General features: G+C 65.1%; 16 protein-coding genes. 1 reads left to right on the top strand and 15 read right to left on the bottom strand.

Annotated elements, in window-relative coordinates; all coding sequences use genetic code 11:
• The 7 genes from K678_RS02685 to epmA all read right to left on the bottom strand — a co-directional run.
• A partial coding sequence (locus K678_RS02685) for a FecR family protein (RefSeq protein WP_196802531.1) occupies positions 1 to 551 on the bottom strand: 551 nt, incomplete at its 3' end.
• Between the two features lie 289 nt (positions 552 to 840).
• Positions 841 to 1,824 carry an endolytic transglycosylase MltG gene (mltG, locus tag K678_RS02680; protein WP_021130920.1) on the bottom strand — a complete coding sequence of 328 codons (984 nt, stop codon included), beginning with the start codon at positions 1,822 to 1,824 and terminating at the stop codon, positions 841 to 843.
• A gap of 77 nt (positions 1,825 to 1,901) precedes the next feature.
• A complete protein-coding gene (gene fabF, locus K678_RS02675; RefSeq protein ID WP_021130919.1) occupies positions 1,902 to 3,161 on the bottom strand; it encodes a beta-ketoacyl-ACP synthase II in 1,260 nt (419 codons plus the stop codon).
• 82 nt (positions 3,162 to 3,243) lie between these two features.
• Positions 3,244 to 3,477 carry an acyl carrier protein gene (locus K678_RS02670; RefSeq protein WP_002728310.1) on the bottom strand — a complete coding sequence of 78 codons (234 nt, stop codon included), beginning with the start codon at positions 3,475 to 3,477 and terminating at the stop codon, positions 3,244 to 3,246.
• Positions 3,478 to 3,620: 143 nt separating this feature from the next.
• Positions 3,621 to 4,358: a 3-oxoacyl-[acyl-carrier-protein] reductase gene (gene fabG / locus K678_RS02665; protein ID WP_021130918.1), complete on the bottom strand. Its 738-nt coding sequence runs from the start codon at positions 4,356 to 4,358 to the stop codon at positions 3,621 to 3,623.
• Between the two features lie 28 nt (positions 4,359 to 4,386).
• Positions 4,387 to 5,328 carry an ACP S-malonyltransferase gene (gene fabD / locus K678_RS02660; RefSeq protein ID WP_021130917.1) on the bottom strand — a complete coding sequence of 314 codons (942 nt, stop codon included), beginning with the start codon at positions 5,326 to 5,328 and terminating at the stop codon, positions 4,387 to 4,389.
• 280 nt (positions 5,329 to 5,608) lie between these two features.
• Positions 5,609 to 6,670 carry an EF-P lysine aminoacylase EpmA gene (gene epmA / locus K678_RS02655; RefSeq protein WP_021130916.1) on the bottom strand — a complete coding sequence of 354 codons (1,062 nt, stop codon included), beginning with the start codon at positions 6,668 to 6,670 and terminating at the stop codon, positions 5,609 to 5,611.
• A gap of 21 nt (positions 6,671 to 6,691) precedes the next feature.
• Between epmA and K678_RS02650 the strand changes: the two genes are divergently transcribed.
• Complete coding sequence (locus tag K678_RS02650) at positions 6,692 to 7,735, top strand: lysine-2,3-aminomutase-like protein (protein ID WP_021130915.1); 1,044 nt, start codon at positions 6,692 to 6,694, stop codon at positions 7,733 to 7,735.
• A 1-nt stretch (position 7,736) separates the two neighbouring features.
• Here K678_RS02650 and K678_RS18085 read toward each other — a convergent pair whose 3' ends face one another.
• The 8 genes from K678_RS18085 to bioB all read right to left on the bottom strand — a co-directional run bounded on the left by K678_RS18085 (position 7,737) and on the right by bioB (position 14,173).
• Entirely contained in the window at positions 7,737 to 7,910 is a 174-nt protein-coding gene (locus K678_RS18085; protein WP_021130914.1) for a FeoB-associated Cys-rich membrane protein, read from the bottom strand.
• 5 nt (positions 7,911 to 7,915) lie between these two features.
• Positions 7,916 to 9,832: a ferrous iron transport protein B gene (gene feoB / locus K678_RS02645; protein ID WP_021130913.1), complete on the bottom strand. Its 1,917-nt coding sequence runs from the start codon at positions 9,830 to 9,832 to the stop codon at positions 7,916 to 7,918.
• Positions 9,833 to 9,837: 5 nt separating this feature from the next.
• Complete coding sequence (locus K678_RS02640; protein ID WP_021130912.1) at positions 9,838 to 10,131, bottom strand: FeoA family protein; 294 nt, start codon at positions 10,129 to 10,131, stop codon at positions 9,838 to 9,840.
• 93 nt (positions 10,132 to 10,224) lie between these two features.
• Positions 10,225 to 10,665 carry an EamA family transporter gene (locus K678_RS02635; RefSeq protein ID WP_021130911.1) on the bottom strand — a complete coding sequence of 147 codons (441 nt, stop codon included), beginning with the start codon at positions 10,663 to 10,665 and terminating at the stop codon, positions 10,225 to 10,227.
• Between the two features lie 126 nt (positions 10,666 to 10,791).
• Complete coding sequence (locus K678_RS02630; RefSeq protein ID WP_021130910.1) at positions 10,792 to 11,841, bottom strand: enoyl-CoA hydratase/isomerase family protein; 1,050 nt, start codon at positions 11,839 to 11,841, stop codon at positions 10,792 to 10,794.
• A gap of 72 nt (positions 11,842 to 11,913) precedes the next feature.
• Positions 11,914 to 12,573: a GntR family transcriptional regulator gene (locus K678_RS02625; protein ID WP_021130909.1), complete on the bottom strand. Its 660-nt coding sequence runs from the start codon at positions 12,571 to 12,573 to the stop codon at positions 11,914 to 11,916.
• A gap of 357 nt (positions 12,574 to 12,930) precedes the next feature.
• Positions 12,931 to 13,056, bottom strand: coding sequence for a type B 50S ribosomal protein L36 (gene ykgO / locus K678_RS02620; RefSeq protein WP_021130908.1), 126 nt, complete (start codon positions 13,054 to 13,056; stop codon positions 12,931 to 12,933).
• Between the two features lie 124 nt (positions 13,057 to 13,180).
• Positions 13,181 to 14,173 (bottom strand): biotin synthase BioB, encoded by a 993-nt coding sequence (bioB, locus tag K678_RS02615; RefSeq protein WP_051185819.1) that lies wholly within the window; start codon positions 14,171 to 14,173, stop codon positions 13,181 to 13,183.
• Positions 14,174 to 14,240: the final 67 nt, after the last annotated feature.

Genomic DNA, 14,240 nt, shown 5'->3' with positions numbered 1-14,240 from the left:
GACAGGCCGCCGCTGCCAACGGTCGCGGCGGCACCGACCGAATTCAGGGTCGCGGTCTGGCCGCCGGGGGTGGTGATGACCACCTCGCCCGCGACACCGCCCCGCTCTCCCATCAGGGCGACGGAGGAGGGATTCCCGGCGACGCCAGTGCCGCGAACCCCGATCGTCATCGTCGGCGTCTTCAGCGCGAAAGCGTCGGGGGCGGTCTTGGCGATCTGGCCGCTGACCAGGGCGAACGAGCCGGATTCAAGCGAAAGATGGGCGTCGCCGCTGTGCGACTTGGCATCATAGGCGTAATCATTGAGGGCCAGACGCCCCTTTTCCCCCAACGACAATGACGTTCCGTCGGCCAGCACCACGCCGACCGCGCCGCCGGATTCGGTGACCAGAACGTCGCCTTCGAAGATGCTGTCGCCTTTGTGGAGGGTAACCTGGGTCCCGTCGCCATGCCGCGCCACAGCACCGCCGGTCAAGGTCTTGACCGTGCCAATCGCGGCACCGGACGATTGTGTCCCCGCCCCGTCGGAAGATGCTTCATCCCTGGGTGCCATGGCGACCTCCAACTCCCGGCAAACGCCGCCCCTTGCCGGCTCCATCGTCCTAGAGCGATGGATAGTACCCCTGGCATCTTCGGCCCGTCAACATACAGCATTAACCTTATAAATATAAATAGTTGCATTGACAGAAATAGGCAACGAAACATCAGAATACATCGCACCACGACCGGCAAAGATGAGGCAATCCATAAAAAAACGCGGCCCCATACAGGGCCGCGTTCAAAACAGGACTTAATTCGACGATTCGAGGTGGGATTCCTCTCCGCTTATTTGGCGACTAGGGTCACGGAGTCGCGGCGTTACGGCTGCGCTCGATCTGACGCCAGCGGGCAACGTTGGCATTGTGCTCATCCAGCGTCGCGGCAAAGGCATGACCGCCGCTGCCGTCGGCGACGAAGTACAGTTCGTCGGTCCGGGCGGGATGCAGCACCGCCTCCAGCGAGGCCCGCCCCGGATTGGCAATCGGCGTGCGCGGCAGACCATCAATCGCATAGGTGTTCCACGGGTGCGGCGTATTGAGATCGGCCCGGGTCAACGGGCGGTCGAGCACACCCAGCCCATCGGAAACGCCATAGATCACGGTGGGATCGGATTGCAGCCGCATTCCCCGCACCATCCGATTATAGAACACGGCGGCGATTCGCGGCCGTTCCGCCGCGATCGCGGTTTCACGCTCGACGACCGAGGCAAGGATCAACGCCTCTTCGGGGCTGCGCAGGGCAACGCGGAGATCGCGCCCGGCCCACAACGTATCGAGATTGCGCCGCATCGCCTTTTCCATCCGCGCCAACACCTCGTCGCGCGGTTCGTCGCGGACGGCGTGCCACGTCTCGGGCAACAACCAGCCCTCGGACAGCGGCCGGGTGATCGGTCCGGACAGGAAATCGGCCTCTTCGACCAGGGCGGCAACCTGACGCACCGTCAATCCCTCGGCCACCGTCAGCTTGTGGATCACCACCCGCCCGTCGGCGATGATCCGCATCGCCTCTTCGGCCGACACATGGGCGGGAAAGGCGTATTCGCCCGCCTTCAGGGTGATCCGACGCAGCTTGGAACCGATGATGAAGACATAGCGGTCCGAGATCACTCCGGCCTGTTCCAGCAAGGCGGCGGTCGCCTCGGTGCCCGAGCCCTTCGGAATGATCACGGTCACGGACTCTTGCGCCGGACCGGGGCCGGTAAACGCGACATGCCCGCGCCACGCCAGCACGCCGCCAAGCAGCCCGAGAACCAGCACCACCAGAACAGCAAACGCCTTGACCTTCATTCGGACCCCCAAAAGCAACAAAGGCCCCCGCATGGGTGCGGGGGCCTTGTCTTTTTAGTCTCGCACTGCGAACCCGGTCACGAGGCCTTGCGGAACACCAGCGAAGCGTTGGTGCCACCAAAGCCGAACGAGTTCGACAAGACGACGTCAACCTTGCGTTCCTTGGCCTTCAGCGGCACCAGATCGATGTCGCAGCCCTCGGACGGGTTGTGCAGGTTGAGCGTCGGCGGCACGATCTGATCGCGGATCGCCAACAGCGAGAAGATCGCTTCGACCGCGCCGGCCGCACCCAGCAGATGCCCGACCGCCGATTTGGTCGAGGACATGCTGAGCTTGTAGGCGTGCTCACCAAACAACCGCTTGACCGCCGACAATTCGATTTCATCGCCCAGCGGCGTCGAGGTGCCGTGCGCGTTGATGTAATCGATGTCTTCGACCGTCACCCCGGCCCGCTTCAACGCGGCGACCATGGCGCGGAAACCGCCATTGCCGTCTTCGGCCGGAGCGGTGATGTGATGAGCATCGCCGGACATGCCGTAGCCGATCACTTCGCCGTAAATCTTGGCACCGCGCTTCTTGGCGTGCTCAAGCTCTTCCAGCACGACAATACCGGCACCTTCGCCCATCACGAAGCCGTCGCGTTCCTTGTCCCACGGCCGCGACGCTTCGGTCGGACGGTCGTTGAACCCGGTCGACAGGGCGCGGGCGGCGGCAAAGCCAGCCAGACCCAGGCGATGCACCGCCGCTTCGGCGCCACCGGCAACCATCACGTCGGCATCGTCGAACATGATCAGCCGGGCGGCGTCGCCAATGGCGTGCGCGCCGGTGGCACAGGCCGTCACGACCGCATGGTTCGGCCCTTTGAAGCCGTAGCGGATCGAGACATGGCCCGAAACCAGATTGATCAGGGCGGCGGGAATGAAGAACGGGCTGATCCGGCGCGGACCGGACTTTTCAAGCGTCAGGGCACCGTCGGCGATATTGGGCAGACCGCCAATACCGGAACCGATCATTACGCCGGTGCGTTCGCGCGATTCTTCGTCTTCGGGCAGCCAGCCCGAATCGAGAACCGCTTCGGTCGCGGCGGCAAGCCCATAGACGATGAAATCGTCCATGCGTCGGCGATCCTTGGCCGAAGCCACGGAATCGAGGTCGAGTTCGCCTGGATTGGTGCCTCTCGGCACGACCCCGGCGATCTGAGCGGGCAGATCGGAGACATCAAAGCTCTCGACACGGCGGATACCGGACTGGGCGGCGAGGAGCCGTTCCCAGTTGGTCTTCACTCCGTTGCCCAGCGGAGTGACGAGGCCGAGGCCGGTGACGACTACACGTCTCATGAAACCCTGGCTTTCGGAAGTCGCGGGAAAAGGATATGGGCGCCGCCCCCGAAAGAGCGGCGGCCGGCGCCCGGAGTCCGGATCAGGAGTTCTTGCTGATGAAGTCGATCGCGTCCTTCACCGTCAGAATCTTCTCAGCCGCATCGTCCGGAATCTCGACGGAGAATTCCTCCTCGAAAGCCATCACCAGCTCGACGGTGTCGAGGCTGTCGGCGCCCAGGTCGTCGATGAAGCTGGCGTTCTCGGTCACCTTGGACTCTTCGACGCCCAGATGCTCGACGACAATCTTCTTAACCCGTTCAGCCACGTCACTCATGTGTGATCCCTCAAAAGTCTTGTCCGTTGGAAAACTGGCTTGTGCGCCGAGACGGCGCATCCCCCTGTCAGGCGAAAAGTGCCCGTTCCTAGCACACTTTTCCGCCCTTGACCAGCCTCGCCGCCCCTCTATCGCGACCCAGGTCAAATCATCGCCATGCCGCCATTGACATGAAGGGTCTGCCCGGTGACGTACGCGGCCTCGGCCGAGGCGAGATAGACCACGGCGGCGGCGATTTCCTCGACGCTGCCCATCCGCCCGGCGGGAATGCCGGTCAACAGCTTGCTCTTCTGATCGTCGTTCAGCGCATCGGTCATCGCCGAGGTGATGAATCCCGGAGCGACGCAATTGACGGTGATGCCCCGGCTGGCGACTTCCTGGGCCAGCGACTTGCTCATTCCGATCAGACCGGCCTTCGAAGCGGCATAGTTCACCTGCCCCGGATTGCCGGTGACGCCGACGATCGAGGTGATGTTGATGATCCGGCCGGAACGGCGCTTCATCTGCCCCTTGATCGCGGCGCGGCACAGGCGGAAGGCGGCGGTGAGGTTGACGTCCAGCACCGTCTGCCAATCCTCGTCCTTCATCCGCAGCACCAGACCGTCGCGGGTCAGACCGGCATTGTTGACCAGGATGTCGATCGCGCCCAGCGCCGCCTCGGCGTCCTTGGCCAATTGCTCGATCGCCGCCGGGTCGGACAGGTTGGCGGGCAGGACGTGCACCCGCTCGCCCAACTCCGCCGCCAGCGTGTCGAGCGCCTCGCGCCGGGTGCCGTGCAGGCCGACCACCGCGCCCTGGGCATGCAGGGCGCGGGCGATCGCGCCGCCGATGCCGCCCGAAGCGCCGGTTACCAGCGCGGTCTTTCCGGAAAGATCGAACATCGGACTCCCCCCTCTTCTTCCGATCGGTTTACAGAGACTTCAGGAACGCATCGACGTCGGCGGGAGTCCCCACCGAGCTGCCGGTCAGTTCCTTGTCGATACGCCGGGCCAGCCCGCCCAGCACCTTGCCCGAGCCCAGTTCGACCAGCGAGGTCACCCCCTGGGCCTTCATGAACAGCACGCTTTCGCGCCAGCGCACCGTCCCGGTCACCTGACGGACCAGCAGATCGCGGATTTCGTCGGGCGCGGTGACCTTTCCGGCGGTGACGTTGGCGACCAGCGGCACCTTGGGGGCGGCCATCGCGACACTCGCCAGCGCTTCCGCCATCGCATCGGCGGCGGGCTGCATCAGCGAACAGTGGAACGGAGCCGACACCGGCAGCAACACGGCCCGCTTCACTCCGCGCTCGGAGGCGATCTTCATCGCCCGCTCGACCGCGCCCTTGTGACCGGACACCACCACCTGGGCTCCGCCATTGTCGTTGGCGGCCTCGCACACTTCACCCTCGGCGGCGGCAGCGGCGATCTCGTGGGCCAGTTCCAGCTCGGCGCCCAGCAGGGCGGCCATCGCGCCGACACCGACCGGCACCGCCTTCTGCATCGCCTGACCGCGAATCTTCAGCAGACGGGCGGTATCGGCGATCGAGAAGGTCCCAGCGGCGGCCAGCGCCGAATATTCGCCCAGCGAATGACCGGCGACGAACGTCGCGGCCTGGGCGAGGTCCAGCCCGCCTTCGCTTTCCAGCACGCGGACCACCGCGAGCGACACCGCCATCAGAGCGGGCTGGGCGTTTTCGGTCAGAGTCAGATCGGCTTCCGGCCCCTCGGCCATCAACACCGACAGCTTTTGTGACAAGGCGTCGTCAACTTCCTCGAACACCTGACGGGCCACCGGAAAGGCTTCGGCCAACTCACGGCCCATGCCAACGGCCTGCGAGCCCTGGCCGGGAAAGACGAACGCACGAGTCATATCTACTAACTCCCTTCGGATTCCTTAGGAACCGCGAAGGAACGGGATCGCCCCCTCCCCTGTCAAGAAAAGATGTCGATCGGGCCTGTACAAACGCCTGCCCCCTTCGCCGGGCCATCGCCCGGACCGATTTGGAGGCAAAAGCCTCCAAACCTCCCCTTGGTTTCTCTTCAATAAAATGGAGGGGCCGGGAGGCATGCCTCCCGGGTGGGGGATTGGGGGCGCACAGCCCCCAAAAGCTCAGCTCCGCTGGTTATATGCCCCTCAGTCGCTGCGCTCCCTACCCGACCGGGGCCCACAGCACGTCGTCGATTCGCTCCGCTCCGGTCAGCAGCATCACCAGCCGGTCGAAGCCAAGCGCGATCCCCGCCGAGTCCGGCATTCCGTATTCCAGCGCGGCGAGGAGATCGCCATCGGCGGGGGGCGCGGCCCCATAGAGCGCTTGGGCCAACGCCTGATCCTCGGCAAAACGGCGGCGCTGTTCGGCGGCATCGGTCAGTTCGCCAAACGCGTTGGCCAGTTCGACACCCAGGGCATAGACCTCGAACCGCTCGGCAACGCGGTTATCGGCGACCGAAGGCCGCGCCAGCGCCGCCATCGACAGCGGCCAGGAATGGAGGAACACCGGAGCGTCAAAGCCCAGATGCGGCTCGATCCGGTCCATCATGATCCGGAACACGATATCGTCCCAACGATCGGACGGGCTGACCGACACCCCGATCCGCGCCGCTTCGGCGGCGATCAGGTCGCGTTGCGGCTGGAGCGGATCGGGCGCGGTGGCGAGCAGGTCGATATCGGCGTAATCGCGGAACGCCTGGGCCACCGACAGCCGCCGCCACGGCTGGAACGGGTCGCAGTCGCGGCCTTGGCGCGACAGACGGGTCACCCCCGCCGCCTCGGCACAGGCGGCAACCAGCGTTTCGGTATCGTCCATCAGCACCTCGAGCGAGGCCTCGGTTCGATACCATTCCAGCATGGTGAATTCGGGATGATGGGTATCCGACCGCTCGGCATTGCGGAACACCCGCGCCAATTGGTAGATTTTCGGCATCCCCGCGACCAGCAGCTTCTTCATCGCGAATTCGGGGCTGGTATGCAGGCTCATCGTCCGGTCCGGGCCACCATAGGGATCGGTCAGAGCGGTGGAGAACCATTTCAGATGCGGTTCCATCCCCGGCGAGGCCTGAAGACAGGGGGTCTCGACCTCGACAAAACAGCGCATGGCAAAGAAGGCCCGCACTGCCGCGACGATCCTGGCCCGCGTCTCCAGCCGGGCGCGCCGCGCCGCGAACTGCTCGGGCCGCCACCATTCACCCCCCACCTCGATCTTGCCTGCGCTCATCTTTTCCCCTATCCCGTCCCGATGTCCCAGTCCCATCCCCCCTATCGCCGCCCGGCCGACCTAGTCGAAGCCGGTCTGATCGAGTCCGCCGCCCAGGCCGCGATCGAAGCGGCGGCGGCTTCGTTTCCGCTGCTGCTGCCGCGTGCGCTGGCGGCGCTGATCGATCCCGCCGATCCCGCCGACCCGATCGCCCGTCAGTTCATCCCCGGGGCCGAGGAACTGGACATCCGCCCCGAAGATCGCGCCGATCCGATCGGCGACCAAACCTACAGCCCCCAGACCGGGATCGTCCACCGCTACCCCGACCGGGTGCTGCTGACCCCGATCCTGACCTGCGCCGCCCATTGCCGCTTCTGCTTCCGCCGCACCCGGGTCGGCGATGGGGCCGCCGCGATGAGCCCGCCCGAGATCGAGGCGGCGCTGGCCTATGTCGCCGCCCGGCCCGAGGTGCGCGAGGTGGTGATTACCGGCGGTGATCCGTTGATGCTGGGGCCGCGCCGGATCGCGCATTTGCTGGCGGCACTGGGCGAGATTGCCCATCTCGATGTCGTGCGCTTTCACACCCGCCTTCCGGTGGTCGATCCCGCCCGGATCGATGCGGGCCTGGTCGCAGCGCTGACACCGCCACCTGGGGCCAATTTTTCGGTATGGCTGGCGGTTCAGGTCAACCACGCCCGCGAATTGTCGGCCGCAACGGATGCCGCTCTGGCCCGGCTGGCCGATGCCGGACTGCCGTTGCTGGCTCAGACGGTGTTGTTGAAGGGAGTGAACGACAGGGCCGCAACGCTAGAGGACTTATTCCGCGCCCTGGTGCGGCGGCGGGTGCGGCCCTATTACCTGCACCACCCCGACCTTGCCCCCGGCACCAGCCATTTCCGCCCGACCCTGGCCGAGGGCCGCGCCCTGATGCGCAGCCTGCGCGGCCGCCTCAGCGGCATTGCTCTGCCGACCTATGTGCTGGATATCCCCGGCGGCTTCGGCAAAGTGCCGGTCGGACCGGATTATTGGGATGAAGACAGCAACACCGTCACCGATCCCAACGGCGGACGGCATCCCCTAACCTGATTTAAGACGTGTGCCGTTTCTCGGGCACGGAGGAACCGCCGCCACAACCGCCGCAGCCGGGACAGCCGCCCGCGCGCTTGCGCCCGAGCAGGGCCGAGGCCCAGCGCCACATCCGCCAGCCGATCCACCCGGCGGCGGCGGCGACGACAAGACCGACCAGAATCGTCTGCGTCATCGCGCTTACTCCCCGATCAGCGCGGACGCCACCCGGAAGGTAGCGAACGACGCTCCATAGGCCAGACTGGTGAGGCCGAAGAACATCGCCGTCGGCCACCAATAGGAATTCAGCTCGCGCCGCACCACGCTTAAGGTCGCGATGCATTGGGGCGCGAAGACATACCAGGTCAGGAAGGACAAAGCGGTCGGCAGGCTCCAGGAATGAGCCAGCAGACCGGCCAGCGAATTCCGCATCGCGTCGCCGCTGTCGCTCAGCGCATAGACGGTTCCCAGCACGCCGACCGCGACCTCGCGCGCCGCCATGCCGGGCACCAGCGCCACCGCGATTTCCCAGTTAAAGCCGATCGGAGCCAGCAGCGGTTCGAGGAAATGGCCGATCATTCCGGCAATCGAATAATCAATCGCGGGCAGGGTCGCGCCTTCGGGCGCGGCGGGGAAGCTGGCCAAAGCCCAGATCACCACCATCAGGGCAAAGATCGTCGTTCCGGCGCGGACCAGGAACGCCCGCGCCCGTTCGTACAGGCCCAGCAGCACATTGCGCGGACGCGGCAGGCGATAGGCCGGAAGCTCCATCAGCAACGGCTCGCGCGCGCCGGTCAGCACCGTCCGCTTCAAGATGAAGGCGATCAACAGCCCGGACAGGATTCCGGCGGCATACAAAGCGAACAGTACCAGACCGGGCAGCCCGACCCAGCCGCCCAGCACCTGCCGCTGCGGGATAAAGGCGGCGATAATCAGGGTATAGACCGGCAGCCGGGCCGAGCAAGTCATCAGCGGCGCGATCATGATGGTGGCGATACGGTCGGTTCGGTTTTCGATCGTCCGCGCCGCCATGATCCCCGGCACCGCACAGGCAAAGCTGGACAGCAGCGGGATGAAGGCCCGCCCGTGCAGACCGACGCCGCCCATCATCTTGTCGAGCAGGAAGGCGGCGCGGGCCATATAGCCCGAATCCTCGAGAATCTGGATGAACAGGAACAGCACCAGAATCTGGGGCAGGAAAATAACCACGCTGCCGACGCCGCCGATAATGCCGTCGGTAATCAGGCTTTTCAGCGGGCCGTCGGCCATTCCAGCATCGATCGCGCCCTTGACCGCCGACAGGCCGCCATCGATCAATTCCATCGGCAGCCGTGCCCACGAGAACACCGCCTGGAACATCAGGAACAGCAAGATGAGCAGGATCGCCAGACCGGCGGCGGGCTGAAGCAGAACGGAATCGATCTTGCGGGTGGCGAGATGGGGGCGCGAGGGACGCCCGACCGCCTGGGCCAGGATCGTCTCGACCTCGAGATGGTAATCGCGCAGGTCGCGGGCGCTGGGTTCGCTCCAGCCGCACGGCGCGGTCTTCGGGGCCAGCCCCTCGCTCTTGGCGACCTGAAGGGTCCGGTCGATCTGGTCCAGCAGCGGCTGAATACCATCCTTGCGGATCGCCACCGTCGGGACCACCGGCATCCCCAGCGCCGCCGACAATTCGGCGGCATCGACGGCGATGCCCTGGCTTTCGGCCTCGTCCATCATGTTGAGGGCGAGGATCACCGGGCGGCCCAGCTTCTTCATCTCCAGCACCAGCCGCAGATTGAGCCGCAGCCGTGTCGCATCGACGACGCAGACAATCGCCTCGGGCACCTCTTCATCGGCGCGGCGCCCCAGGACAACGTCGCGGGTGACCTCTTCGTCGGGCGAGCGGGCGCGCAGGCTATAGGTGCCGGGCAGGTCGATCACTTTAACGCGGGTGCCGCCGGGACTGACGAACAGCCCTTCTTTCCTCTCGACGGTGACCCCGGCGTAATTGGCAACCTTTTGCCGCGCCCCGGTCAGGGCGTTGAACAAAGCGGTCTTGCCGCAATTGGGATTACCGACCAGGGCGATGCGGGGCGGCCCGGCCGGGCGGGGAGGAAAACCGTCGTCTTTGGGCATCCAGGTTAGTCCTTCAACCGCCGCACCATCACCGCATTGGCCTCGGCCCGGCGCAGCGCGATGGTGCTGTCGCCAACCAGAACCGCGATCGGATCGCGGCGGGGAAAGCCTTCGTGGAGGATCTCGATCCGCGCCCCTTCGACCAGCCCCATTTCGATCAGGCGACGTTCCAGTTCGCCGGTATCAAGCGTGGTGGTCGCGGCAGTTTCGTCGAGCGCGACGATCTCCGCCTGCGCCCCCTTGCGTAGCGCGCCCAGAGACACCCCCGCATTCATCGCCAGCCCCGTTTCCGTCCGCATGATCTTCGATGCTCCTCTGCCGCGAGAAGGCTTCTGCTCCGCATTCTCAACAGGGTCAACTGATTTTGTTGGCAACAGCATCCTCTTGTGGGGTTAGGACCGCGCCTGCCCCAACGAGAACAACACCACCGCCGCCACGGCCAGAACGATTGCCGCACCGTGGTAAATATTCATCGGCTCCTTCAAGATCAACCCGCCAACGACCAGAGTGGTCGTTAAAATCGATAAAGCGGCATACAGCACATAGGCCGAGGCGCCGAACCGGGTATAAAGCAGATTGAAGCCGAGATAGGTCAGAAACAGCCCGATTCCACCGATCACAATCGGGCGCAGGTCGGTTTTGATCATCGAGACGGGATCAAAACGGCCGAGAAGCGGCGCGCCGATCAGCGATAACACCACCGCGACCAGGGCACTCAACCCGACGAACAGCAGGCCGTTGGCGGGGCCGGAGACCTGCTTCTGGGCAAAGGCGAAGACGGCATTGCCGATCGCCGCGATCAGGGCAAACAGGATGGGAAGGACAAGGGACATATCCGGTTTCTCTCGCGACCCCGGTGGACGCTTTATAGTGCGACCACCAGGGCCCGGCGGGAAACCACTCTCTCGACATGGGACCGCCGCGTTTGCACAGGGCGGCCCCATCCCAAGATGCAAACGCTAAAAGGTCAAATCGCCCGCCGCCGGAACCGTCTCGAACGGGGCGAGAACCTGGGCGGGGGTAAGTTCGGCCAGGGTCGCCGGGTTCCAGACCGGGCTATTGTCGCGATCGATCAGCAAGGCGCGGACGCCTTCGACGAAATCGGGGGCACGCGCCACCACCTGAGACAGGCGGTATTCCATCCGCAGGCACTCGTCGAACTCCATCGACGCGGCGCGGCGGATCATCTCGAAGGTGATCGCCACCAGCAGCGGCGAGTGCCGCCGCAGAACCGCCAGGGTCTCGGCGGCGAACGGATCGGTTTCGGCCGCGAGCGCCGCCAGCACGTCATCCAGCCGGTCGTGAGCAAAGCAGCGGTCGATCAGGGCACGCTCGCCGTCCAGCGCGGTCGGGCCGGGATCGCTGGCAAAGCGGGCCAGAATCGCGGCGACGTCTTCGTCACCCTCGGCCCCGGCCAGCGCGTCGCGCAACGAATCGATCTTGCCGCTTTCGACGTAATGGGTGGCGATCCCGACATGCAGGGTATCGGCCGGCCCCAGCCGCGCCCCGGTCATGCCGAGATAACGCCCGATCGCGCCGGGCAGACGGGACAGAACGAAGCTCAGCCCGACATCGGGATAAAAGCCGATCCCGGTTTCCGGCATCGCGAACAAGGTCCGTTCGGTGGCGACACGGTAGCGGCCATGGACCGAAACCCCGACGCCGCCGCCCATCGTGATCCCGTCAAGCAGGGCGACATAGGGCTTGGGCAGGGTCTTGATGCGGCGGTTGAAGCGGTATTCGTCGCGGTAGAAGGCGGTGAGATAATCGGACTCGCCCCCGGCGGCGGCGCGATGCAGCCGCTTGATATCGCCCCCGGCGCAGAACGCCCGCTCGCCCGCCCCTTCGATCACCACCAGGGCAACATCGGGATCGGCGGCCCACAAATCCAGTTGCGGATGCATCGCGTGGACCTGTTCCAGCGTCAGGGCGTTCAACGCCTTGGGCCGGTCGAGGACGATGCGGCCGATCCGGCCCAGGCGTTCGAAGCGAAGTGTGGTCTCTGTCACGGAACGGGTCTCCCTGTCGTCGCTGCGGGTGGGGCTGTATCCGATATTGGGATATCTGGACACAGAGTGAGCTTAAGTCATGATCGAGACAAACTCGGCGAAGATGTCAGCCTGGATGGTGACGTGGCGGCGCATCGCCGCCTGGGCGGCATCGGGGTCGGATTGCGTGATCGCATCCAGGATCGCCCTGTGCTCGGCCATGCTGGCTTCGACCCGGCCGGGATGGTTCAGTTGATAGCGGCGATAGGGTGCCAGCCGCGCGAACAGCGAATGGGTCATCTCGCGCAGGATTTCGTTGTGGCTGCCATCGTGGATCGCGTCGTGGAAGATGCGATTGACCGCGTAATAATTGTCGAGATCGCCCGCCGCGGCCAGGGCCTGCGCCTGGTCATGCAGCACGGCCAGATGGTCCTTTTCCTCGACCGACATCCGCCGCGCGGCATAGCGGGCGCACATCCCTTCGATCTCGCTCATCACCTCGAACATCTGCACCATCCGGTGCAGGTCAAGCGGCGCGACCACCGCACCCTGATGCGGCTTTTTTTCCACCAGTCCGGAATGAACCAGTTGCAAGATCGCCTCGCGCACCGGCGTTCGCGACAGGCCGAAGCGGGCGGCCAGCCCCTCTTCGTCCAGCCGAGCGCCGGGACGGAGCCGCCCCTGAAAGATATCCCCCTCGATCGCCTGACGGATTTCCTCCGCCCGCGTCGCCGGTCGTTTCGACTCGCTCATCCTGTCCGCTTCCCTGTTGGCTGGCCGCGAGTTCTGCCCGCGACCCGGTGCGTCCGATCTTGTCGCCGGACTGCACACATATTCATCTATTCCGTATACATGACAGGGGGGAGGTGCGTCCAGAGCGCACGATCCGGCGGCACGAACGCCAGCCTGGAGCATCGCGCGTCAAACCTGACGCACGATGCGATTGCGGCCGCGGCCAAGCCACCCGAGGTGGCACCCGGCGAGGGGGATACATGAACCGTTTAAAGCGTGATGCCGATTGAATGCATCATGCTCTAAACGACAAAAACCGCGCTCCCATGGGAAGCGCGGCGGCTGTCGGCCGGCACGAAGCCGGCAGGCGCGAAGACCTTAGCCCTGGCGAGCCTTGAAGCGCGGGTTGGTCTTGTTGATGATATAGACGCGGCCCTTGCGACGAACGACACGGCAGTTCTTGTCGCGCAGCTTGGCCGACTTCAGCGAGTTGCGGATCTTCATGGCTCAGATTTCCTAAACAACGAATGGTCGCCCGAAACGGCGTCACCGGGGTGCGCGACCGGAGGGTCGGGACAATACGGAAAGCGACCCGGCCTGTCAACAGGGACAGGCCGGTCTTTTTGGCCTACATCGGCTGGAGGCCAAGACGGTCGAACAGGCCGCGATCCTGGCCGGGTTCGGCGTTCTTCGCGGTCAGCAATTTATACCCGCAGAACACCGAATTGGCACCGGCAAAGAAGCACAGCGCCTGCATCTCGGGGCTCATCCCCTCGCGGCCCGCCGACAGACGGACATAGGATTTCGGCATCATCAGGCGGGCAACCGCGATCACCCGGATGAAATCGAACGGATCGGGCCGTTCGACCGCCTTTTCCGCCAGCGGGGTACCGGGGATCGGAATCAACAGGTTGATCGGCACGCTGTCGGGCTGGTGCGGCAGGTTGGCCAGCGTCACCAGCATGCTGGCGCGGTCGGTCTGGCTTTCGCCCAGGCCGACGATGCCGCCGGAACAGACATGCAGCCCGGCATCGTGGACGTGTTCCAGCGTCTCCAGCCGGTCCTCGAAGCTCCGGGTCGAGACGATCTCCTTATAATGCTCGGGGCTGGTGTCGATATTGTGGTTGTAATAATCGAGACCGGACTCCTTCAACTGGCGGGCCTGCTCACGCGACAGCACGCCGAAGCTGGCGCAGGTTTCCAGCCCCAGCGCCTTGACCCCTTCGATCATCGTCAGCGCGACTTTGAAATCGTCGCCGTGGGGCCCGCGCCACGCCGCGCCCATACAGAAGCGCGAAGCACCATCGGCCTTGGCCTTCGCCGCCGCCGCGATCACCTCTTCGACCGCCAGCAGCTTTTCGCGCTCAAGGTCGGTGTTGTGGTGGGCGCTTTGGGCGCAATAGGTGCAATCCTCGGGACAGGCCCCGGTCTTGATCGACAGCAGGCTGCTGATCTGGATGCGGTTGGGGTCGAAATGGGCGCGGTGGACGGTCTGCGCCTGGAACAGCAGATCGTTGAAGGGAAGCGCGAACAGAGCCTCGACCTCTTCGACCGTCCAGTCGTGGCGGACCGTATCGCCGCCCGTCGCCGCCGGTGCCGTTTGCAGTGCTTGGAGGGTCACGACGATCACCTTATTCCATGTCTCACGGGGGGCGAACTGTAGAGCGGTGCATGAGGGCTTTGCAACA

This window comes from Magnetospirillum fulvum MGU-K5, assembly GCF_000442515.1.
Lineage (GTDB): Bacteria > Pseudomonadota > Alphaproteobacteria > Rhodospirillales > Magnetospirillaceae > Phaeospirillum > Phaeospirillum fulvum_B.
The sequence above is the reverse complement of the archived record's forward strand: the minus strand, read 5'-3'. Positions and strand labels throughout refer to the sequence as shown.